The 20,491-nt window shown below is 32.4% G+C and carries 23 protein-coding genes; 9 read left to right on the top strand and 14 right to left on the bottom strand.

The window, feature by feature from the left end:
• Positions 1 to 10: 10 nt before the first annotated feature.
• From SAZ04_RS10640 to wecB, 4 genes are read right to left on the bottom strand one after another with little or no spacing between them, the layout of a single operon-like run.
• Positions 11 to 913: an NAD-dependent epimerase/dehydratase family protein gene (locus tag SAZ04_RS10640; protein ID WP_332694872.1), complete on the bottom strand. Its 903-nt coding sequence runs from the start codon at positions 911 to 913 to the stop codon at positions 11 to 13.
• Positions 910 to 1,737, bottom strand: coding sequence for a dTDP-4-dehydrorhamnose reductase family protein (locus SAZ04_RS10635; protein WP_332694870.1), 828 nt, complete (start codon positions 1,735 to 1,737; stop codon positions 910 to 912). Before SAZ04_RS10635 ends, SAZ04_RS10640 begins: the two co-directional genes overlap by 4 nt.
• Positions 1,738 to 2,724 carry a polysaccharide biosynthesis protein gene (locus tag SAZ04_RS10630; protein ID WP_332694868.1) on the bottom strand — a complete coding sequence of 329 codons (987 nt, stop codon included), beginning with the start codon at positions 2,722 to 2,724 and terminating at the stop codon, positions 1,738 to 1,740. It lies immediately after the preceding gene.
• Positions 2,717 to 3,808: a non-hydrolyzing UDP-N-acetylglucosamine 2-epimerase gene (gene wecB / locus SAZ04_RS10625; protein WP_332694866.1), complete on the bottom strand. Its 1,092-nt coding sequence runs from the start codon at positions 3,806 to 3,808 to the stop codon at positions 2,717 to 2,719. Before wecB ends, SAZ04_RS10630 begins: the two co-directional genes overlap by 8 nt.
• A gap of 215 nt (positions 3,809 to 4,023) precedes the next feature.
• On the opposite strand from wecB, the gene SAZ04_RS10620 reads away from it, so the two are divergent.
• The 7 genes from SAZ04_RS10620 (at position 4,024) to SAZ04_RS10590 (ending at position 9,285) form a co-directional block, all read left to right on the top strand.
• Positions 4,024 to 5,091 (top strand): glycosyltransferase family 4 protein, encoded by a 1,068-nt coding sequence (locus SAZ04_RS10620; protein WP_332694864.1) that lies wholly within the window; start codon positions 4,024 to 4,026, stop codon positions 5,089 to 5,091.
• A gap of 167 nt (positions 5,092 to 5,258) precedes the next feature.
• On the top strand, positions 5,259 to 5,405 hold the full coding sequence (locus tag SAZ04_RS10615) for a hypothetical protein (protein ID WP_332694862.1): 147 nt from the start codon (positions 5,259 to 5,261) through the stop codon (positions 5,403 to 5,405).
• A 30-nt stretch (positions 5,406 to 5,435) separates the two neighbouring features.
• On the top strand, positions 5,436 to 5,612 hold the full coding sequence (locus SAZ04_RS10610) for a hypothetical protein (RefSeq protein ID WP_332694860.1): 177 nt from the start codon (positions 5,436 to 5,438) through the stop codon (positions 5,610 to 5,612).
• A gap of 192 nt (positions 5,613 to 5,804) precedes the next feature.
• Complete coding sequence (gene cysC / locus SAZ04_RS10605) at positions 5,805 to 6,437, top strand: adenylyl-sulfate kinase (protein WP_332694858.1); 633 nt, start codon at positions 5,805 to 5,807, stop codon at positions 6,435 to 6,437.
• Between the two features lie 5 nt (positions 6,438 to 6,442).
• Complete coding sequence (gene sat, locus SAZ04_RS10600; protein WP_332694856.1) at positions 6,443 to 7,573, top strand: sulfate adenylyltransferase; 1,131 nt, start codon at positions 6,443 to 6,445, stop codon at positions 7,571 to 7,573.
• A gap of 86 nt (positions 7,574 to 7,659) precedes the next feature.
• Entirely contained in the window at positions 7,660 to 8,433 is a 774-nt protein-coding gene (locus tag SAZ04_RS10595; RefSeq protein ID WP_332694854.1) for a sulfotransferase family 2 domain-containing protein, read from the top strand.
• Positions 8,434 to 8,556: 123 nt separating this feature from the next.
• Positions 8,557 to 9,285 carry a sulfotransferase family 2 domain-containing protein gene (locus SAZ04_RS10590; protein ID WP_332694852.1) on the top strand — a complete coding sequence of 243 codons (729 nt, stop codon included), beginning with the start codon at positions 8,557 to 8,559 and terminating at the stop codon, positions 9,283 to 9,285.
• A 53-nt stretch (positions 9,286 to 9,338) separates the two neighbouring features.
• On the opposite strand, the gene SAZ04_RS10585 is transcribed toward SAZ04_RS10590, so the two are convergent.
• From SAZ04_RS10585 to SAZ04_RS10540, 10 genes are all read right to left on the bottom strand, one after another.
• On the bottom strand, positions 9,339 to 10,622 hold the full coding sequence (locus SAZ04_RS10585) for a glycosyltransferase family 2 protein (RefSeq protein ID WP_332694850.1): 1,284 nt from the start codon (positions 10,620 to 10,622) through the stop codon (positions 9,339 to 9,341).
• Positions 10,623 to 10,662: 40 nt separating this feature from the next.
• Positions 10,663 to 11,118 (bottom strand): dTDP-4-dehydrorhamnose 3,5-epimerase family protein, encoded by a 456-nt coding sequence (locus SAZ04_RS10580; protein ID WP_332694848.1) that lies wholly within the window; start codon positions 11,116 to 11,118, stop codon positions 10,663 to 10,665.
• Positions 11,111 to 11,959: a dTDP-4-dehydrorhamnose reductase gene (gene rfbD, locus SAZ04_RS10575; RefSeq protein WP_332694846.1), complete on the bottom strand. Its 849-nt coding sequence runs from the start codon at positions 11,957 to 11,959 to the stop codon at positions 11,111 to 11,113. The genes SAZ04_RS10580 and rfbD overlap by 8 nt, the downstream gene beginning before the upstream one ends.
• Entirely contained in the window at positions 11,956 to 12,942 is a 987-nt protein-coding gene (gene rfbB / locus SAZ04_RS10570; RefSeq protein ID WP_332694844.1) for a dTDP-glucose 4,6-dehydratase, read from the bottom strand. The genes rfbD and rfbB overlap by 4 nt, the downstream gene beginning before the upstream one ends.
• Before the next feature lie 3 nt (positions 12,943 to 12,945).
• Positions 12,946 to 13,674, bottom strand: coding sequence for a sugar phosphate nucleotidyltransferase (locus SAZ04_RS10565; protein ID WP_332694842.1), 729 nt, complete (start codon positions 13,672 to 13,674; stop codon positions 12,946 to 12,948).
• A 298-nt stretch (positions 13,675 to 13,972) separates the two neighbouring features.
• Positions 13,973 to 14,707 (bottom strand): sulfotransferase family protein, encoded by a 735-nt coding sequence (locus SAZ04_RS10560; RefSeq protein ID WP_332694840.1) that lies wholly within the window; start codon positions 14,705 to 14,707, stop codon positions 13,973 to 13,975.
• Between the two features lie 11 nt (positions 14,708 to 14,718).
• A complete protein-coding gene (locus tag SAZ04_RS10555) occupies positions 14,719 to 15,819 on the bottom strand; it encodes a polysaccharide pyruvyl transferase family protein (protein WP_332694838.1) in 1,101 nt (366 codons plus the stop codon).
• Between the two features lie 9 nt (positions 15,820 to 15,828).
• Positions 15,829 to 16,518: a glycosyltransferase family 2 protein gene (locus tag SAZ04_RS10550; protein WP_332694836.1), complete on the bottom strand. Its 690-nt coding sequence runs from the start codon at positions 16,516 to 16,518 to the stop codon at positions 15,829 to 15,831.
• Positions 16,519 to 16,637: 119 nt separating this feature from the next.
• Positions 16,638 to 17,447, bottom strand: a complete 810-nt coding sequence (locus tag SAZ04_RS10545) for a glycosyltransferase family 2 protein (protein ID WP_332694834.1) — start codon at positions 17,445 to 17,447, stop codon at positions 16,638 to 16,640.
• 175 nt (positions 17,448 to 17,622) lie between these two features.
• Positions 17,623 to 18,324 carry a glycosyltransferase family 2 protein gene (locus tag SAZ04_RS10540; protein WP_332694832.1) on the bottom strand — a complete coding sequence of 234 codons (702 nt, stop codon included), beginning with the start codon at positions 18,322 to 18,324 and terminating at the stop codon, positions 17,623 to 17,625.
• 545 nt (positions 18,325 to 18,869) lie between these two features.
• Here SAZ04_RS10540 and SAZ04_RS10535 point away from each other — a divergent pair.
• Together SAZ04_RS10535 and SAZ04_RS10530 are read left to right on the top strand one after the other, a co-directional pair.
• Positions 18,870 to 19,052, top strand: coding sequence for a hypothetical protein (locus SAZ04_RS10535; RefSeq protein WP_332694830.1), 183 nt, complete (start codon positions 18,870 to 18,872; stop codon positions 19,050 to 19,052).
• Between the two features lie 346 nt (positions 19,053 to 19,398).
• Positions 19,399 to 20,442, top strand: coding sequence for a YheC/YheD family protein (locus SAZ04_RS10530; protein WP_332694828.1), 1,044 nt, complete (start codon positions 19,399 to 19,401; stop codon positions 20,440 to 20,442).
• Positions 20,443 to 20,491: the final 49 nt, after the last annotated feature.

The raw sequence follows: 20,491 nt of genomic DNA, 5'->3' as shown, positions 1-20,491 counted from the left end.
TCTCTTCCCCCTAGTCGTTTTCACGATAATACGTCAGGATATCATTTATGGAAGATTTAAATGGGATGGTCGGTTTCCAATTAAGAGAGGATATTTTGTTTAAGAGATTTTCATTCGTCTCTTCAATTTGATTATTTGTTTGCGATTTCACTTGAAAATCTACTTTCGTTAAAGATTTCATTACATGTATAACTTCTTCTAAGCTTCGATTGGTCCCCGAAGCTATATCATAAACTTCTCCTGAAATTCCCTTTAATAACAGAGTTTCATAGGCATTTACGGCATCTCTTACATCTATAAAGTCACGCTTTGCATATAAATTGTTTACTCTAAGAACATTTTTAGATTTAGTTTTCTCCATATCAACTATCTTTCTCGCAAAGATGGAACATACACCATTTGAAAGTCCAGGTCCAATTAAATTAGATGGTTTTGCAATGACAATATTCAAATTATATAAACTAGCCCAAGACTGAGAAATTAACACTTGAAGCGTTTTACTTAGACTGTAAGGATGATTTAGAGTAGAGAGATCTTTCAAAACAAACTGTAAGGCAGAACCGATAACAACCACTTTACATAATGGACTTTCTTTTCGAATTGCTTCGAGTAAATAAAGAGTCGACATTACATTTGCATCGATCGAAGAAACAGGATTAACCCATGAATCACCTACGTGGTTTTGGCCAGCTAAATGAAGAAGAAACTGGGGTTTGGTATTTTTCACAAGATTTAGTACAGCATGTTCATCTGTAATGTCACAATATTCTATTTTTATATTTTGTTTGCAGAAAATTGGTCTTTTTCTAGTTACTGCTATTACATCATATCCAGTATTACTAAAATGTTCACATGCATGTTGACCTGTAAAGCCACTTGCGCCAGTTATTAAGATTTTACCAGTCTCACTCATTGGTCCCGCATCCAATCTTTTAATTCTAATATCATCTCCTTATAACTTGGAAGCGTATATTGAAAATCAGTTCGTGTATTCCTTATTGTTCGATCAATGACAACACTTGTATCTGGGGTTATTTCTACATCGTTTTTATTAAAAACATCTTGTATTAATTTCAATAAAGAATACTTTGATATTTTAGTTTCTAATCCTAAATGATATAGTCCCGTTACATTATCTTTTATCATCATTTCAATAACTTTTGCAAGTTCAAGTGTTGTGACACCATTCCACAGCGCTTTTTTATATCCTTTTATTTCACCCTTTTGCTTCATAAACCATAAAAACAAACCGATTCCACTTTCTTTAAGTTCAGGACCAATGATAGATGTCCGTATCGTTAAATGTTGATCACTAATTATTTCTCCCTGTTGTTTAGATTGTGCATAAATTGAAGAACCATCAGGTATATCGTTTTCTGTGTAGTCTCCTTTTTTTCCAGAAAATACACAATCAGTACTAATTTGAATTAATTTTCTTTGATGACGCTCAGTTAGTGTTGCTAATTGATGAGGCAGTATACTATTTACTAAGAATGCTAGTGTAGGATTATTTGTGGCATCTTCGTTCAAAATACCTGTACAATTAATCGTAATATCGGGTTTAATACTTTCAATAAGTTCTTCCACTTTTGTCCCGTTTGTTACATCTAAAAAAATTCCATTTTGATCTTTTTTATCTCTAGAAGTATAAAAAACTTCAAATTCATTTTTTTTTCGAAAATATTCCGTTATCATGTGACCTGCCATCCCTTTTCCACCAAGGATGAGTAATTTCATTTATATAAAGCCTCCTTTCTGCATCATATCTCTAATCTCTGATTGACTCATTAGGTCTTGACTAGAATTGTAATTAACTAGATTAGCAGGTTTATATGTTGAATAATGTTCTAGTAACCCTTCAATATGAATGGTCGGTAAGATAACAAAATACTGATCGTCATAGGAGATTGTATTTTCACTTTCATATGATGAAAGAAGTAATTCATGAACTTTTTCTCCTGGGCGTACCCCAAGTGTTTCAATCTCAATATCTTTTACATTGGCAGCTTCAGCTAAGACTCGTGCTATATCAACAATCTTACAAGCGGGCATTTTCATAACAAATGTTTCTCCACCTCTACTTTCTAAAGTAGCTTTAAATACAAGTTTTATCGCATCTTCTATCGTTAGAAAAAACCTTGTCATGTTCAGATCGGTAATACCAATTTTTCCTTTATCCTTAATTTGCTTTTTAAACACATGAATGACACTTCCATTCGTTCCGAGTACATTGCCTCCACGTATACATACAAACCTTGTATCCGTCTTTAATGTATTAGCATGAATAATAAGTTTTTCTCCCATTGCCTTTGTTAAACCGTAAAAGTTTGAAGGATTAGAAGCTTTATCTGTAGAAATGTAGACAACTTTTTCGACATTAAACTTAATAGCAGCATCGATAACATTTTGGGTTCCAATAACATTTGTTTTTAAAGCTTCAATTGGTTGATCTTCACAAACAGGTACATGCTTTAATGCTGCTAAATGATAGATATAGTCTACGTCATTACAGGCTTCTATTAATGAATCTTTCTCCTTAATGTCGCCAATAATAAACTTTAATTTTGCATTATTGTCAAATTCCTGCTTCATTAAAAATTGATTAGACTCATTTCTAGAAAAAATACGAATTTCTTTAGGATCATTTTTTAAAAGTTGCCTAACTAATTCATACCCCCATGAACCGGTGCCTCCGGTAACTAATACCGTTTTATTCTTAAACAACTTGCATACCTCCCAATATAATTTTTAATACTTTATCTGAAACGTTTTTATGATCATATCCTTCTGGAAAAGACCACGTTTTTGGTTGATTGACCATAACTTGTACAGCATTTAACATTTGATTTGCATCAATTCCTGATAGCATGTTACTTCCACATTCAATTGTCTCAGGTCGTTCAGTTGTTTTTCGGATTGTTACAGTAGGAATGTGAAACAAACAGCATTCTTCTTGGACTGTCCCACTATCTGTTAATACACAAAAAGCATTTTGCTCTAGTTTGATAAAATCAAAGAATCCAAAAGGTTCATAGAACTCGACCAATGGGTGAATATGAATCGATGAACTAGCCTCTATCCGTGATTTCGTCCGTGGATGAATACTGCATATTACTCTTTTTTGGAAAGATTCAGCAACAAGATTAATTCCCTTTATAATTTCCATTAGACGATTTTCATGGTCCACATTCTCTGCCCTATGTGCAGTTAATAAAAAATAGTCCCGTTCATTCAATTTTAATTCACTAATAATGTCGCTTATATGAATTTCATTTTTATAATGTTCCAATACTTCATAAATCGGGTTACCCGAAATAAATATTCGATTTGAAGGAATTCCTTCTTTTATTAGATTTTCTTTGCTTTGTGGCGTATAGGGTAAATTGAAACTTGAGATAGCATCGATTACACGACGATTTTTTTCTTCTGGTACTTCCAAATCAAAGCATCTGTTCCCAGCTTCCATATGAACAACTGGAATCCCCATTCTTTCTGCTAACACTGCACTTAACCCACTGTTTGTATCACCTAAAATTAATACTTTATCAGGCTTTTCGGTCAAAAAGATTTCCTCTAACCTTTTATACATTGTAGATAATTGTTCACCTAGTGATTGTTGTTTATTTAGTAATACATAATCTGGTGTCCGAACTTTTAACTGTTTAAAAAAAACTTCACTTAAAGAAGAGGTGAAATTTTGACCAGTATGCACTAAAATATGTTTGTTGGCATATTTATCCAATTTATTTATAACAAGACTTAAACGAATGATCTCAGGTCGAGTTCCTAGAATGGTCATCACTTTCATGAAAACCCCTCCTCTATACTAGTTGTTATTTCTATATCTAAATAAAAGTAGCTTTAGTTTTACAGTATGCAAAGAACCTTTAGTTGCTATAGGCCGTTCTATTAATATTGGAAACATTTACCTATATTTATAAAGACCTAACAAAATTAGGTTAAAAACATAGAATATAAAAATCCAATTATTGATAGCTTTAAGAAAGGCAAGGTGAAAGTACAATGAAGGTATTATTTACTTTTTATCTAGCAAGCGGTGGTATCGTTACTTTAAATCATCAACGATTCCATGCATTACAACATCAAGAACTCGATTGTCATTTTATATATTTAATGAAGGGACCTGGACTCAAAAATACGAGAACAGAAAAAACATTTGTTACAAATAAAGATGAGGAAATTCAGGAGATTCTTTCGAGGGAACAATACGATGTTATTGTTGTCAGTTTAGATTATTTATTTGTTTCCCGTTTACGCAGATTAGGCTATAAAGGAAAGATTATTTATGATGTTCAAGGTTTTGGAACCGACATAAAAAAACTTTTAGAAAATGCCAAAGAACATATTACTACGGAAGTTGACGCGATCTTATCACCTAAGACTCCCCATTTGCAAAATTTGATTAATCATTATTTCCCTACTTTAAAAAAGTTTCACTTTCATAATTGCATCAATATTTCTGCTTTTACTTATCGTAAACTTCCTAAACCCGAAAAAAAAATAATTGGTTGGGTAGGTAGAATTGATCAAAATAAAAATTGGAGGCTTTTCTTACAGCTTGGAGCAGAACTTATTAAAAGAGATTCTTCAATTGAATTGTGGATGTTTGAAGACCCGCGAACTACAACGTCTGAGGAAAGAAACAGGTTTAAAAGATGGATGGATAATTTGAATTTAAATGATAAATTAAAATCACATTTTAATATTCCTTATGAAGAAATGGCAAATCATTATTCATTAATCGGCGACTCGGGTGGTTTTCTCTGTTCGACTTCTAAGAAAGAAGGTTTTGGTTATGCAGTTCTTGAGGCCATGTGTTGTCATTGTCCAGTATTATGCACAGATTCAGATGGAATAAAAAGTTTTGTCCTTCACAATCAAACAGGAAAAATCATGCCGCAAAACGACCTACCAACGGCAGTTACCGAAGCAAAAAACTTATTGAATGACAATAATCTACGAAAAGAATTGAGTACCAATGCATTAAAGCATATACACGCAAACTTCAACCCGTCTATTTACCGGGAAAATTTTATGAATATGTTACATTCGATTGAAGCAAAAGACTAATATACCGAAAACCATTTAAGTTTTCATATAAATAACCCCAATAGAAATTGTTTAATTTTCCCAAAAATAATACAGTAGTCCATTCCTTTTGCAACAAGTTTGAATATAGAAAAGGTAAAAGGATCTATTATTCCTTTATCTTTGTAGAAAAGGAGGGATCAATAACCATGGCTCACAATCGTTTACATGAATGTCGTCAAAAAGTGCGTGAGGTTCCCGTAAAAATACAAGAATGTCGTACTAAACGAGAAGAAGTTCGTGAAGATCTAAGAGAATGTCGTGAAGCTTTAAGCGAATGTCGTCAAGACGATTAATTAGTCAAACACTTTACGAAAAGGAGGAAGATGATGAATAACGAATTCCGTGAATGTCGCGAAGAACTAAGGCGAAGAAGAGCTAGACTAAGAGAATGTAGAGCAGAGCTTTCAGAAGTACGTGCAGAAAGAAGAGAATGTCGTGAGAATTTAAGAGAATGTCGTCACCCATATAATTTTACAACAATGCAAAGCCTAAACTTTTAATTATTAGCACGAGCTAAGTTAAACAGAGCATTTTTCTTGCTCTGTCTTTTTTTCCAAAAAAACTGCCAAAACAAGGCGGATATTATGTACAGATAAATAAGATTTACATAGAAGTAATATAAGTAATTTTTTGCGATAAGCATTTTTCAGGGATATTTATTAAAGACCTTATTAGGAAGGATAGTGATCCTTATGAAAAATGAAAACCTTAATTCATCTCATATTACATGGCACCAATCCAATATAAAAAAGAAGAACAGACAAAAATTAAATGGACATAAGAGCATAATGATTTGGTTTACAGGTCTTTCTGGGTCAGGGAAATCTACAATTGCTAATGCACTTCAAAATGAATTGTTTAATAAAGGTATTCATTGTTATTTATTAGATGGGGATAATCTTCGTTACGGAATTAATCGAAATCTTACTTTTTCTGATGAAGACCGAAAAGAAAATATTCGGCGAACCGCGGAAGTTGGAAAACTGTTTGTTGATGCAGGAATTGTTGTACTCGCTGCACTGATCTCTCCATATGAGGAAGATCGTAAAAAAGCAAGATCCCTATTTGAAAAAGATGAGTTTTTTGAGGTTTATATTAATTGCTCACTACAGGAATGTGAAAAACGTGATCCTAAAGGACTTTATAAAAAAGCAAGACTTGGGGAAATCTCTCAGTTTACAGGGATAAGTCAACCTTATGAAGAGCCTAAAAACCCTGATATTCAAATTAATACTACAAACTTATCAGTGAAGGAATCTGTACAAAAGATTCTACCATATATTTTCAAAAAATTAGATTTAAAGAACGCAAGAAAAAAGGAGTGATTGTTTTGACATTAAGTACCCCCCATGGAGGAAAGTTAATCAATCGAATAGATACGAACTACAACATGTCATCTCTAACCAATGAAATCGAAATGGACTTAATGGCCCTCTCCGATTTAGAATTAATTGCAAATGGTGCATATAGTCCCTTGTCAGGTTTTATGAACAAAGCTAATTATGAATCTGTGTTAAAACATATGAAGCTTGTGAATGGATTAATTTGGAGTATACCAATCACCCTGTCAGTGACCAATGAAGTTGCAGGAAAATTAAAAATTGGAGAAAAAGTAAAGCTAATTTATAAAAAAACCGTTTACGGAATTTTAGAACTTGAAGAAATATTCGTACCTGATAAATTATTTGAAGCCAAACAAGTTTTTCAAACAACTGACAAAAAGCATCCTGGTGTAAAAAAATTATTTGACCGTCCAAATCTATATGTAGCTGGAGCTATAACTTTAATCAAAATCCCCTCAAAAACAAATTCTCATTTTTTCAAATCTCCTAAAGAAACCAGAAACGAATTTGCCCAACGGAATTGGAAGACAGTAGTTGGCTTTCAAACAAGAAACCCTGTACACCGTGCACATGAATATATCCAGAAATGTGCGCTTGAAATTGTCGATGGATTATTCTTAAATCCTCTTGTCGGCGAAACAAAATCAGATGATATACCTGCTAGTGTTAGAATGAAAAGCTACGAAATTTTACTAGAAAAATATTATGCAGAAGACAGAGTCTTCTTATCTGTTTTTCCAGCTGCAATGAGATACGCTGGTCCAAAAGAAGCAATATTTCATGCAATGGTGAGAAAAAATTACGGCTGCACACATTTTATTGTTGGAAGAGACCATGCTGGTGTCGGAGATTATTATGGCACATATGATGCACAAAAGATCTTTTCAAAGTTCAGCTTAGATGAATTAGGAATCATAATTCTTTGTTATGAACATAGCTTTTATTGCAAAGCGTGTGAAAGTATGGCAACAAGTAAAACGTGTCCTCATTCAAAAGAAGATCATATCCATTTATCCGGGACAAAAGTTCGTGAAATGTTAAGGAAAGGAATTAAACCACCAGCGCAGTTTAGCCGACCAGAGGTTGTAGAAGTTTTAATGAAGGGATTAAATAACTAATAACAACAAGCTTTATATGAACCCATTGGCTCATCCTACATGAGCCGAAAATCATTAACTATATGAATAGCTTGGAGATGATACACATGGATAAAATAAATCATTTACCTAATCCAAATAAACAAATGTTGATCCACCTTCATATGCCTAAAACTGGTGGAACAACATTAAAAAAAATAATAAATAAAAATTATAATACAAATAAAATACATGATGTTTATGTCGATCGACCACAGTTACCCATCACCTTGGAAAAACTAACAAATAAACAGGTACATTGTATTCAAGGTCATTTCCCCTTTGGAATTCATGAATATTTTAATAGGAAAGCTACTTATATTACAATGTTACGCGACCCTATTGATCGAATCATTTCAGAATATTACTTTATTCGAAGCATTCCATGGCATAATTTGCACAAAAAGGTAAAAGAAATGAGTTTAGAAGAATATCAAAACTCTCCGACTAAATGTAACTTACAAACGCAATTTATTTTAGGAGAGAAATTTAGAAAAGAACTATCTAATAAAGATCTTCAAACAGCAAAAAAAATTCTCATTGAACACTTTTCTGTCGTTGGTATTACAGAAATGTTTGATGAATCGATTTTTTTAATGAAAGAAATATTGGGCTGGCAAAACATATTCTACAAAAAAGCTAATGTAACAAAAAATAGACTAACAAAAAAAGAAATTCCACCTAAGGTTATTCAACAAATATCTAAAAATAATGAATTTGATTTACAGCTTTACGCATTCGGAAAAAAATTATTAGAAAAAAAACTTAGTTCTCTCAATTTAGACGCAAAAAAAAGACTGAGCCTATACAGCGCTCAAAATAGAAATAGAGCAAAGAGATAAATAATTTATTTCAATTTGAACAGAGGTTTCGTTTATATCGACATTTTTGATAAAGTCATCCCCAAAATGAGTAACATACACTAGAACAGATATGGTTTTATTAAAGGGAGAGTGAGATAAAGTATGAGTGAAAATGAAATTTTGATTCACCTTCATATGCCTAAAACAGCTGGGACTACATTAAAACATATTATCAAAAAAAACATCCCTCCAAGTGTTAACTTTGATATTTATGAAGATCTCCAGCAAAGAAAGAAAAAACTTATAGCTTTATCTAAGAAACATGTTACCTGTATCCAAGGTCATTTCCCATTCGGAGTTCATCAATATTTCACAAACCCTTGTACTTATATCACTATGCTTCGTGAACCAACTGATCGAATCATTTCCCAATATTATTTTATTCGCAGCCGTCCTAAGCATACTCAGTATCAAAAAGTAAGCCGTATGAGTCTAGAAGAATATCAGTTGCAACCCGAAAATATCAATCAGCAAACTCGTTTTATATCAGGACAGGTTGAAAGTCCAATAACATTACTTGATTTAGAACAGGCAAAAGAAAATATTGAAAAATATTTTTCTTTTGTTGGTATTACAGAAATGTTTAATGAATCACTTTTTTTATTGCAGAAAAGGTTTAGTTGGAATAACATTACTTACACAAAACAGAACGTAACAAAGAACAGACCACCAATTGATCAACTGCCAGTTAATATCCTCCACTTAATAAAAGAAAATAATGAGTTTGACCTCGAATTATATCACTATGCAAAACAGCTTTTAATTGAACAGATCAACAATTTAGATTCAGTTTCTAAGGAAGGATTCCATGTTTTTCTTGAAAAAAATTAAAAATATGCAGCCCAAAAAACGAAGTGGATTTTACCTTCCACTTCGTTTTTTTACTATTGAAATAATACAAAATTAAGTGGTTCTCCTTGCTTAAAGAAGAGTCGTTCCCCTCTAGTAAGTTGAACAAATTCGTTTAATGGAAATTGTAATTTTTTTAGTACTACACTGCTAATGGAATGGAGAGTATTATTATCGCTTAAAAAATAGGTAGACCCCTCTTTAAACAATACGCCATCTGGCAATCTTGCATGCGGTGAAAGGTTATGATCGATCGGTGGACCATTAGGTATTTGTTCTATAACGTTTTTATTTAATTGTACAATATCTTTTAACTTAAACTGAAACTTTTTTATCGTTCGTTGATTTAGTAGTAATCGCTTTTTATTATCCTGAATAAAGAAAATATCTGAACTATTTTCTTCTTTTACGAGCAGTTGATTAGGAATAGTCTGATTTTCAAAAATCTTATCATTAATAGGGTCACCACAAGAATACTTAAAAAGAACTGGATCCGGTAAAGTAACAATTTTTTTACGATCATATTTTAACCGACCGAACATTTCATCTTTAATTTGCCTTCGTTTCTGTTGATCAATTAAATAAGTCTCTGAACTTATACCTTTTACTAATATTCCATCTGGTATTTTTCGGGGTAAATAAGCATTTAACTTTTGAAAAGAATAGGGAGTTTTATAACTAATGTCTAATACTTTATTAATCGGATAAAAAGATTGAAACATATTTAATCGAGACCAAAAAGCTGCATCGCCATTATGCCAGTACTTTGGGTTGTCATCCCAATAGCTTCTATACTTTTGAAAAACTTGGTCTGCAATATTTCTTGTATGCATCACAGAACAATGGTCCACACGATTTGCAGCTCTTTTTAAAATACCATCTGGTTTTCTTATTTTCTCTGATATTAATTTCAATTCACTATCTACATACCGAATCATTTGGCCTGAATAGACAATACCTATATTAGAATTCCTATCCAAATAATTAACCATTTCTTTTAGTCGAGTCGGCAAATATTCTGTATCATCTGTTAGATAAGATAGGTATTTGCCTGTTGTTAATGGAATTGCTTGATTAATTAATACAGCATACCTCGTTTTCTTATAACGATCTTGATCGTCAATATGACTATTGTAGTAATGAACACGGTTATCAATACTATATTTTTTTATGATTGTTGTTGTATCCTCATTAGAAGCATCATCCATAATAAATAATTCCCATTCTTGCAACGTTTGCTTCAAAACGCTCTCAATAGCTTTCCAAACAGTTTGTGGTTTATTATAACTAGTTAGAATGACTGAGACTTTTGGGTTCATGTAAACACCTTCTTTTCGAGTAAGAATGCTATTTACACCTTTACTTATTTTTCGTCTTCCAATCAAATCCTATCTCTGGATCATCCCATGCTAACCTTTTCTCATCTGGATTAGCAGCTTTATATGACTGCGTTGTAAAATAAATAATGGTACAAGGCTTTTCACCGAGAACTCGATAACCGTGCGCGACACCTTTTGGGATTAATAAAAGAATTTGATTTTCTTCACCCATATAATATACATCCGTCTCTCCTTTTGTTTTTGAATCCTCTCTTAAATCATAGAGTACTACTTGTGCATTACCAGAAGGAAAAAACCATAGATCATCTTGATTTTCATGATAATGAAAAGCTTTAATGACGCCCGGATAGCTCATCGACATCGATGCTTGCCCGAATCTTTCTAATAACTGTTCATCATCACGTACAAGTTCTGCAAAAAAGCCACGATCATCACAGTGCTTCGTGATTCGCTTCACTTTTACTCCTTCAATCATCTAATCCCTCCTTAATTAAATACTCTCTTAATGCGTCGTTCCAATAACGTGGTTTGGATATATCGTTTGAATCTAACTTAGTTAGATTCAATAAAGAAAAAGCTGGCCTTTTAGCGGGTGCACTGTATTCCTCTGTTGTAATTGGTTGCACTAGATTTGAATCTGTTCCAACATATTCATAAATAGTTTTGGCAAACTGATACCAACTACATTGTCCATCATTGCTAACATGATAAATTCCATATGGTTTTTGAATCAGCTTTACAAGAACATCTACTAAGTCATTTACATATGTTGGTGAACCTACCTGATCAGATACAACTTTCACTTCTTTCTTAGATGCCGCAAACTTCACCATCGTATTAACAAAATTTTTACCCCCATGACCATATAGCCATGAAGTTCTCACAACATAACTCTCTACCAACGTTTTTAACACCAGTTCTTCCCCAAGCCACTTGCTGAGACCATAAATGCTTTTAGGATTTGGATTGTCTGTTTCTCCATAAGGAGTCATTTTCATGCCGTCAAACACATAGTCAGAGCTAATATAAATCATTTTTGAACCTATCTTTTTACATGCTTTCGCAATATTTAAAGCTCCCAATGAATTAACTTGAAATGCTTTAGCTTGATCGATTTCACATTGATCCACAGCTGTATACGCTGCTGTATGGAAGACATATTTAGGACAAAATCTTTTAATCACCTCTTCTACATTTTGCTCAGTTGTAATATCAAGCTTTTCTTTCGGTAATCGTAACACTTCATAAGATGTTTTCATTGTTTCAAATAATGTCCTTCCAAGCTGACCGTCTCCACCGGTAATTAAGACTTTCATGAGAGCTCACTCCTACTGAGGGCATTGCTAATCCATTTTTCATTATTGATATACCAGTCAATCGTCTGTTTAATCCCTACATCAAATGAAACGTTCGGTTCCCATCCAAGTTGTTTTTTCACCTTAGTCGAATCGATTGCATAACGACGATCATGCCCCTTGCGATCTGAAACATACGAAATTAAATCGTCACCTTTTCCTAAATAATTTAAAATCGTACGAATAAGTTCAATATTTGTTTTTTCATAGTTACCACCAATATTATAAATCTCTCCAGATTTTCCATTATTCATGATCATATAAATAGCCCTACAATGATCCTCAACATACAACCAGTCACGAATATTTAATCCATCCCCATACAGTGGAATTTTCTTATTATTTAAAGCGTTATAAATGATTTTGGGAACAAATTTTTCTGGATGTTGGTATGGGCCGTAATTATTTGAACACCGTGTAATAATTAATGGGAGTTTATAGGTTTCAAAAAAGGAACGAACAAGCAAATCGGCTCCAGCTTTACTTGCTGAGTACGGATTGTTTGGGGAAAGACAATGTTGTTCAGTAAAAGCAGCATCTAATTCGTTCAGAGATCCATAAACTTCATCCGTAGAGACTTGAATCATCTTTCCTGCTTTTCCTTCAAGAACCTTTCCAAGCAATGCATGTGTACCATTAATATTAGTTTCTATAAATCTTTTTGCATTTTCAATACTTCGATCCACATGTGATTCAGCCGCAAAATTAATAATTACATCATATGTCCGATCAAACACACTATCTAATGTTTCTGTTTGTGAAATATCACCATGAAAAAACCGATAGTTTTCACTTTCAGCAAAACCATTCATGTTTTCTTGATTTCCTGCATATGTTAAGGCGTCAATATTAGTAATCCGATTAGTCGTATTTTTTAAAAGATGCCGAATAAAATTAGAAGCGATAAAGCCCGCTCCACCGGTAATAAGGAGTTCTTGGCTCATTCATTATTCCCCTTTCTCTCCTTGATAAATAAGGGTATTTGCTTTATACAATGATTCGTGGGTACCTGCGTCAATCCACCATCCACTAAGAACATCATATGATAACTGTTGTTGTTTTATATACAAATTATTAAGATCAGTTACTTCTAATTCACCACGTTGTGAAGGTGCAATTTCCTCAATATATTGAAATACATATTTATCATACATATAGATTCCTACTACACAATAGTTAGATAATGGATTATTAGGTTTTTCTTGAATGGAGGTGATGATTTGCTTTTCGTTATTGATTTCTGCTACTCCATATCGATGTGGGTCACTTACTTCTTTTAACAGAACCTTCGCACCCTCTTTTTGTTGATTGTATGATTGAATAAATGGGGTTAATGAAGTTTCAAAAATATTGTCACCTAAAAGTACGATGAATTTCTCTTCTTCAACAAAATTTTCAGCTAAGGAGATTCCGCCTGCAATGCCACTAGCACTTTGTTGTACCTTATATTGAAGCCGGACACCCAGTTCTTTACCATCACCTAAAAGTTGAATAAATAAAGATAAACTTTCTTTATTCGTGACGATTAATATTTGTTTAATACCTGCTTCCTTTAATTTTAAAATAGGCCAGTAAATCATCGGATATGACCCAACCGGAAGCAAATGTTTATTAATAATTTTTGTAATCGGTGCTAATCTACTTCCTGTTCCGCCCGCTAAAATAACTCCTTTCAAGATCTTTCAACACCTTTCTATTTTACAAGCTAACCGACCAATTTTTTCTTTAACCTATCTTTTTTATATGCAAATAAATTTCATTTGTTCCAACTTGAAAACGCTTTTCATATTAATGGCACTTGTTCTTCGATAAAGATTTGCTCACGGGTTTTATTTTCAGAACAAAAATAAACCGATCTCTATACTTTGAGAAACGGTTTTATTATATCTTTATGATAGTTAACAGGTTTAAGTGACTTGTAAAGGTGGCATCACCTTTTAAAGTCCCAAAATTGTCTACTAGATAATCAAAGTCTTACTTAATCTGATTATCAGGTCCAAACTCAAGAACGCTTTCAATCTCTTTACACATGCTCTTTGAAAGCTCAGATTTCCATCTATTTAATGATTCTTTTTTTATCTGAATCGACGGGAAGGGTTTTATTAACTTTAAAAATGTTTGTAATTTTTTTGCCTCTGCTTTATGTTGTCTAATAAGTTTTTCATACGAAATAATATGCAGTCTTTCTTTTAAAGTTGTTTCTAAATAGTTTAATTGTAGTTTATGTGATTGCCACCTTAATGCACATTTAACTGGTAAGGACATCTGTTTAAAATCATTAACATTTTCATTCGTTATCCCCAAGAAACGATTAGGAATTGGGTAATCGCTCCACTTTTTATACCACATTTGAACTCCTTGATGTTTGAGCATACTTGCAACAGTTGCATATGGATTACGATATATTCCGATAAATTTAGCATTTGGGAATGTTGCAGCCAGTTCTTCAGCAAGCCAAATGTTTGGATGACTTTTATCAGCATAATGTTTTGGATATGCTATTTTTTGTTCTTTCCTATACAATTCAACTAGTTGGGGGAATAACTCCTTTTTTGTTGTATTATTTAGCGCCATATTTGTTACCCGATTAAAGATTTCTGGCTTTTCAATTGAAACATGTATATTAGGATGTGATTGTAAAATATGCCCAACCCAGTGCGTTCCTGATCTTCCAGTCCCAATTACAAAAATCACCTTCTGATTGCCCATAATATCCTCCTTTACTTTACGTATTTTTTTATGGCAGCAGTTAGCTTTTCTCGAGATTTAAAAGAGGATGTTTCAAAACGTTTGATCATTTGAGGTTTATTTCTTTGAATCTCCCTTGCTAATTTTAAAATTTCCTTATCAATCATATTCGAGTCTGTTGAAATAACCATTTTTGATAACCCAATAGATTTTGCAAAATCAAACACTTTAAAACGATAACCCAAAGCAATAAACGGAATGCCTGCACAAGCTGAAATAACATTAGCATGGAGCTTTAAATTAATTGTAAATACAAATCTTTTTATTAATTTTAACAATTCATCTTGGTGATATAGATTCGGTGACCATTTAACATTATTAGAATGTTGTAGCTTTTGATACAACCGCTTATTAACTGCTACATCTTCTTCCCAAACATTATAAATATAGATTTTATATCCTTGGTTTATTAACTGGTTAATTGCTTTAATTAATTGTTTTTCAACTGCTTGCTCATTACGTCCGTAAATACGGTTAAGAGCCGTTCCCCAGTTTACACCGATGATATTTTCATTTGAATTCCAACCATTAATAAGAGGTGCGCTCCTATTTTGATTATTTTTTAATAACAGTCCCGGATCTCCACTTTGTTCTACCTTCTGCATGTCAACGCCCATTTGGCTAAGTACTTTATAAGTTAAAGGTCCTCTTACTCCAACATAGCTCGCATATTTAATAATTTCCCTTAACTTTTCTTCGACACTTGGTGAAAAAAAATGATTAGCGACCCTTTTATTATTTTGTATTTTGATAAGCTTAGGCTTCTCAATCCAATCTACTCCTGAGCCCCATATAATGATTTTTTTATGTTGCTTCATCGCGTGATATAAGAGATCTATATAATTAGGAACAAGTAAGGATCCTCCACCTAGAATAACTGCATCAAATCCGTTAAATACATTTTTATCTACTCTTTTATTTGAGGGAATAATTTCAACCTTTGTTAAATCCACTTCTTTTTTGCATATTTCTCTAAAGATTTCCCACATTAATTCATCACCTAAGTTGTTAAAACCTAACCAGCCAAGATAAAGAATTTTTTTTTTGACAAAGTTTTCACCATACTTTCTCAATAAATTATTTTATTTTTTTGAATTGACATATGGTTTAAAATCTTTACAATACGATATAATTTTTCCTTTTTTCATCAACTGCTCATCTTGAATTTTCCATGAGTGTGAGCTTACTTCCACCCTTCTTATTAAACAAAAATTTTCTTTTGTATTAGAACGAATTATAAAACCTTTTTTCTTACACTTTTTGTAAAAGTCATTATCTTCACCTATATTGACATGTGAGAAATGAACCTTTTTAAATACTTCCTTTTTGCAAACCCATGTTGGTCCTGCAACCCAATCTGTCAATCTGTTTTCAGCATTCTCATGCAACAATATTAATGCTTTTTTGCTTCTTAAATAAGCATAATAAGCAGCTTTTCCGACAACGTCAGCGTTTGTTAATTTAAAAGTTTCTAAAGCATCCTGTAAGTATCCAGGTCCATAGTAATCGTCATCATCAAATTTTGCTATGAAACGATACTTTGCTTTTTGAATACCAACATTCAAGCATTCACCAAGTGTTTTTTTTTCTGACAACTGAAAGACTCTTATGTTTTCATATTTATTTGATAATTCTTTCCATTTAGTTTGTTTCATTGAATTGTTATTTAGAATTATGATTAATTCTTTAGTTTTTATATTCTGAGATAGAAAATTACGAAAAACATTTTTCATGCACTGATCTCTAATTGAACAAGTAATAACCGATATCATCTACTCACTTCCTTTCATATTATTGATTAAATATAGACTGACAACGACCTATAAAATCACTCTATTTTAATAGAGATAGCAGAGGTCAAGACCACCTTTTTGTCTAGTCCCCTGCTAATTCATTGCTCTTTATTTGTTCGTTGGATATGAAAAGTACCATCCTCTCTTCGAACTAACTGATAACCGTGTTCGAGTAAGCGATTGATAAATCCATTTAGTTGTATTCTTTTCGTTGTATAATTACTAATATAATAATCAACTTCTTTTTGATATTCTTCGATGTTGTGGCCCCAATTCGTAGCAAGATAGCGATCATTCCAAGCTACTTTATATCCCATTTTTTTCACACCCATTGAGAAAAGTGAATCTGCCGGAAACCTCCACTTTCCTTTTTCAACGTTTTTCCATCTAAGCCCGCGTTTTATCAACTCTTTTCGAACGATACAAGTTGTTCCTATATTTTTCGGACTAATAAACACAACTTGATTCTTTCTTTGTAATTTTACCCCTGGTCTGCTCGCCCATATTTCACCTTTTTCAATTTCCGGTTCTAGTGAATATAGGGAAAGTTGACCTACATTTTGAAATACACCCATCTTTTTTAGTAACTTTTTATCCCAACCAGGTCGATACTCGAGATCATTCTCAGAGAAATGAAAATATCGATAATTATTAATGTCAACGTGATTAAGTACTATATTAAAAGCGCGCCCACCCATGTTTTTATTTAAATAAAAAACTTTAAATTTATATTTTTTGGCTAACCTTTTAAGGAGTAATACAGTTTGTCTATTTGATGCATTATCTACAACATAAAAGTTGTGAGAAACAGAAACTGTACGAAAATAAGAATGAATTGACTTCTCTAATAATTTAGGTCTATTCCAACTTAACATGATTGTAAGAATGTCAATTGGTTTAACCACCATACCTTCCTCCTCCCTGTTAGTATGTTATTCAATTAAAAGTAACTCGATTGTGCCAAAGACTATATCATAGATAATAAATGGATGAAGAGATAAGAAAAATTGAGTATCAAAAATAAGAGATAAAATGATTAATAGGAGAGGATAAAAAGAGCATGCAAAATGAAAAGTAATTACCTCAGCTTTTAAAAAATGTACTAGAGGTAACGTGGGGTTTATAGTTGTCTGTATAAATTACTTGTTTTCCCTTCAAAACAATCTCAATATTACTTATTTTCCAAGTATGAGTATCAAGATTCGATCTCCTTATATGTGTATAATTTGATTTACTCGTTGAAAAAATTTTGTATCCTTTTTGTCGACATTGTCTTAAAAATTTCACATCGGTTCCTGATTTCTCCTTTCCAAACTTCACATTTTCCCAAATTTCTTTTTTAAATACTAAAGTTCCTCCTGCTACCCAGTTTGAATAACAATTTTCACCTTTTTGAAGGGTTACTAACATTTTCTCTGTTTCAATATAAGCAAAAAAAGATGTTTTCCCTACAATATCTGCAACATAATTATGGAAAGCACTTTCAACTTCATTTAGAAAAAATGGAGAGTAAAAATCATCATCATCAAATTTTGCAATGAAGGGAAATGTGCTTTTTTCAATTCCGTAATTTAAACATTCTCCAAGAGTTAATTCTTCAGAAACTTGATAAACACTTACATTTTCATACGCTTTTGCTTTTTCTCTCCAAGTCTCAATATCCATATCATCTTTGTTTAATACAATAATTAATTCTTTATCTTTTAAACGTTGATTATGATAATTTTCAAATACATTATCTATATATTCCGACCTAATTGTGCAAGTAATAATAGATACCTTCATTGTCTCCCCTACTTTCTTACAGGTGTAATAAATTTCCATCCTTACTTTTATAGGATATTTTAAAAGTAACCTAAGTAAAGTTTGTAATCCGTAGCTGAAGTCTGTCGATTATACTGTCTTAACCATAATATGTTTCAAAAAATAATCTGATTGGACAATTGTGTGCATTTGACAGTATTCAATTAAAATTTCACTAATGGATTTTAAAGAGTTTAATTTGATTCATCAAATTCAAAGCTTTTTAAGCTGTCGCTAATGAATAATTTCAAATGAATTTAAGTACGTGCTCAAAAAAGAAAAAATCGCCCCTTGTTGAACAACCTCATTAATTTAAAACAATATATTATTAAAATGAAATTCCACTAATTCAGTGAATAATTAACCCAAGCACTTTTACTCCATATTCATAAGCTATTATCGAGATAAAATATTCTCATTTAAAGGGGATCATACTTTATCAAATTGAAATACTGTTCTATCATAATAAGTTTTTTCAATTTGTGTTTGTTACCCCTAAAAACCGAAATAAGAGGAGGTATGTAATAATGGGAATCGGTCCAGATCCAGTTGCTGTATGTATTGAAGAGTTCTTGGCAGCAGTTAATGCAGCAATTGCTGCGTTTTTAGCTAGCCCGCAAGGTCCTGGTGATATTACAACATTAACAGCTGCGATTACAGCGGCAACTACAACGTTAGCTGCTTGTTTGACAGCAGCAATAGTAGGTTAATAAAATGACTTTTGCTGTTTGAAAATTCACATTTAAAAGCAGTTCAGGCTGAAGACCATTTTTGTCTTCAGCTCTTTTTAAAATATATTAGCTCTATAAGACCACTTTTTAAGGAAAAGTATAAAAGTCGATCATTCTTAACCTCCCCTCTCTTTATCTTAGCGTTTCACCTCGCTTACATGTATTAATCTCATTCAGCGTTACGGATAAGGAAATATTAACTGGATTGGACATCGCTTATTTAACAGATATAAAGTACTAGCAATCTCTTGATGATACTTAGTGATTTTTGCCTTCTCCTGAAGAAATTCCATCATATAAAAATATAAAACGAAAGAGGGAGCATATGTATAAAAAAAACTCCAATCGTCCGATTATTGGAATCTGTGTTTCAAATGATCAACCGGCTCTTCAAAAGCTCGTAAAAAAAAGGATTGATACTTTTCATGGTAAGGCAACATTTATAAAGTTTTTTCTTAAAGACTTAAATTTTAAGAATCTGAGTGTAAAAGGTGACTATTTGGAAAATAAAAAAGGAAAGTGGAAAAAAGGCATTTTGCCTTTTCCAGATGTCATCTACCTTCAAAGTCATGTTGCTCTTAATGTAGTCAACAAGATAGAAAAGATTATAGGGCGTAAAGTATTTAATTCTTTCACATTAGATAAATTACAAGAATCGAAATTACTCGCAAAGCATAATATACTGCAACAACACCTTCCACATACACAAAAACTAAATGAAATGCACTTACAAAATTTTTTGACCAAGTATGAAAATATTGTTCTAAAACCTATTTATGGAAAAACTAGCATTGGGTTAATTCGAGTAGAGTTGCAAGAATCCGGAAAGATTATAGCTTTCTATAGGGAAATTAAAACAATGCAAAAAGCAGAATTCAAGTCTTACAAAGATTTTTGGAATTGGTTTTCTAGGAATTTCTTTCGTAATAATTATATGATGCAGCAAGGTATTCAAACGATGAAATGGAACGGAATGGCGACGGATATTCGGCTGAATATGAATAAAAACCGTAATGGTAGATGGGAAGTGTCTGTATTGTTGTTTCGTATTGCATCAAACAACAGTCATTTAATCCCTGGCCCATTAGCAGTTGTCCCTTTAGCCAGATTAACCAACTTCAACTTTAAAAAAGAAAAAATAGCCAATATGGAAATGTCAATTAAAACTCTCGGGTTTAAAATTTGTAATGCATTAGATAAATCTGGACATCATATGGCTGATCTAGGAATTGATCTCGGCTTTGACGAAGATGGACACTTATGGATTTATGAGGTAAATTCTCTTCCGCATCCAATACTGGGTGTACAGGATGATTTTTCATTAACTAGACCTCTCGAGTATGCTCATTACTTAGCCTTAAAAAAATAATTTCTTTAATATATGAAAAGACGTCCAATTTCTTAAGGAGGGAAGATAA

Origin of the sequence: Halalkalibacter lacteus (assembly GCF_036663595.1) — a bacterium.
In the GTDB taxonomy this organism is placed as follows: Bacteria; Bacillota; Bacilli; order Bacillales; family Bacillaceae_D; genus Halalkalibacter; species Halalkalibacter lacteus.
This window is presented reverse-complemented; position numbering and strand designations above follow the sequence as displayed.

What these genes read in the sequence shown, in the direction of transcription:
- SAZ04_RS10640 (WP_332694872.1), bottom strand. Translation starts at nt 913, where the DNA reads ATGAGTGAGACTGGTAAAATCTTAATAACTGGCGCAAGTGGCTTTACA.
- SAZ04_RS10635 (WP_332694870.1), bottom strand. Translation starts at nt 1,737, where the DNA reads ATGAAATTACTCATCCTTGGTGGAAAAGGGATGGCAGGTCACATGATA.
- wecB (WP_332694866.1), bottom strand. Translation starts at nt 3,808, where the DNA reads ATGAAAGTGATGACCATTCTAGGAACTCGACCTGAGATCATTCGTTTA.
- SAZ04_RS10620 (WP_332694864.1), top strand. Translation starts at nt 4,024, where the DNA reads ATGAAGGTATTATTTACTTTTTATCTAGCAAGCGGTGGTATCGTTACT.
- SAZ04_RS10615 (WP_332694862.1), top strand. Translation starts at nt 5,259, where the DNA reads ATGGCTCACAATCGTTTACATGAATGTCGTCAAAAAGTGCGTGAGGTT.
- SAZ04_RS10610 (WP_332694860.1), top strand. Translation starts at nt 5,436, where the DNA reads ATGATGAATAACGAATTCCGTGAATGTCGCGAAGAACTAAGGCGAAGA.
- cysC (WP_332694858.1), top strand. Translation starts at nt 5,805, where the DNA reads ATGAAAAATGAAAACCTTAATTCATCTCATATTACATGGCACCAATCC.
- SAZ04_RS10595 (WP_332694854.1), top strand. Translation starts at nt 7,660, where the DNA reads ATGGATAAAATAAATCATTTACCTAATCCAAATAAACAAATGTTGATC.
- SAZ04_RS10590 (WP_332694852.1), top strand. Translation starts at nt 8,557, where the DNA reads ATGAGTGAAAATGAAATTTTGATTCACCTTCATATGCCTAAAACAGCT.
- SAZ04_RS10585 (WP_332694850.1), bottom strand. Translation starts at nt 10,622, where the DNA reads ATGAACCCAAAAGTCTCAGTCATTCTAACTAGTTATAATAAACCACAA.
- SAZ04_RS10580 (WP_332694848.1), bottom strand. Translation starts at nt 11,118, where the DNA reads ATGATTGAAGGAGTAAAAGTGAAGCGAATCACGAAGCACTGTGATGAT.
- rfbD (WP_332694846.1), bottom strand. Translation starts at nt 11,959, where the DNA reads ATGAAAGTCTTAATTACCGGTGGAGACGGTCAGCTTGGAAGGACATTA.
- rfbB (WP_332694844.1), bottom strand. Translation starts at nt 12,942, where the DNA reads ATGAGCCAAGAACTCCTTATTACCGGTGGAGCGGGCTTTATCGCTTCT.
- SAZ04_RS10560 (WP_332694840.1), bottom strand. Translation starts at nt 14,707, where the DNA reads ATGGGCAATCAGAAGGTGATTTTTGTAATTGGGACTGGAAGATCAGGA.
- SAZ04_RS10550 (WP_332694836.1), bottom strand. Translation starts at nt 16,518, where the DNA reads ATGATATCGGTTATTACTTGTTCAATTAGAGATCAGTGCATGAAAAAT.
- SAZ04_RS10545 (WP_332694834.1), bottom strand. Translation starts at nt 17,447, where the DNA reads ATGGTGGTTAAACCAATTGACATTCTTACAATCATGTTAAGTTGGAAT.
- SAZ04_RS10540 (WP_332694832.1), bottom strand. Translation starts at nt 18,324, where the DNA reads ATGAAGGTATCTATTATTACTTGCACAATTAGGTCGGAATATATAGAT.
- SAZ04_RS10535 (WP_332694830.1), top strand. Translation starts at nt 18,870, where the DNA reads ATGGGAATCGGTCCAGATCCAGTTGCTGTATGTATTGAAGAGTTCTTG.
- SAZ04_RS10530 (WP_332694828.1), top strand. Translation starts at nt 19,399, where the DNA reads ATGTATAAAAAAAACTCCAATCGTCCGATTATTGGAATCTGTGTTTCA.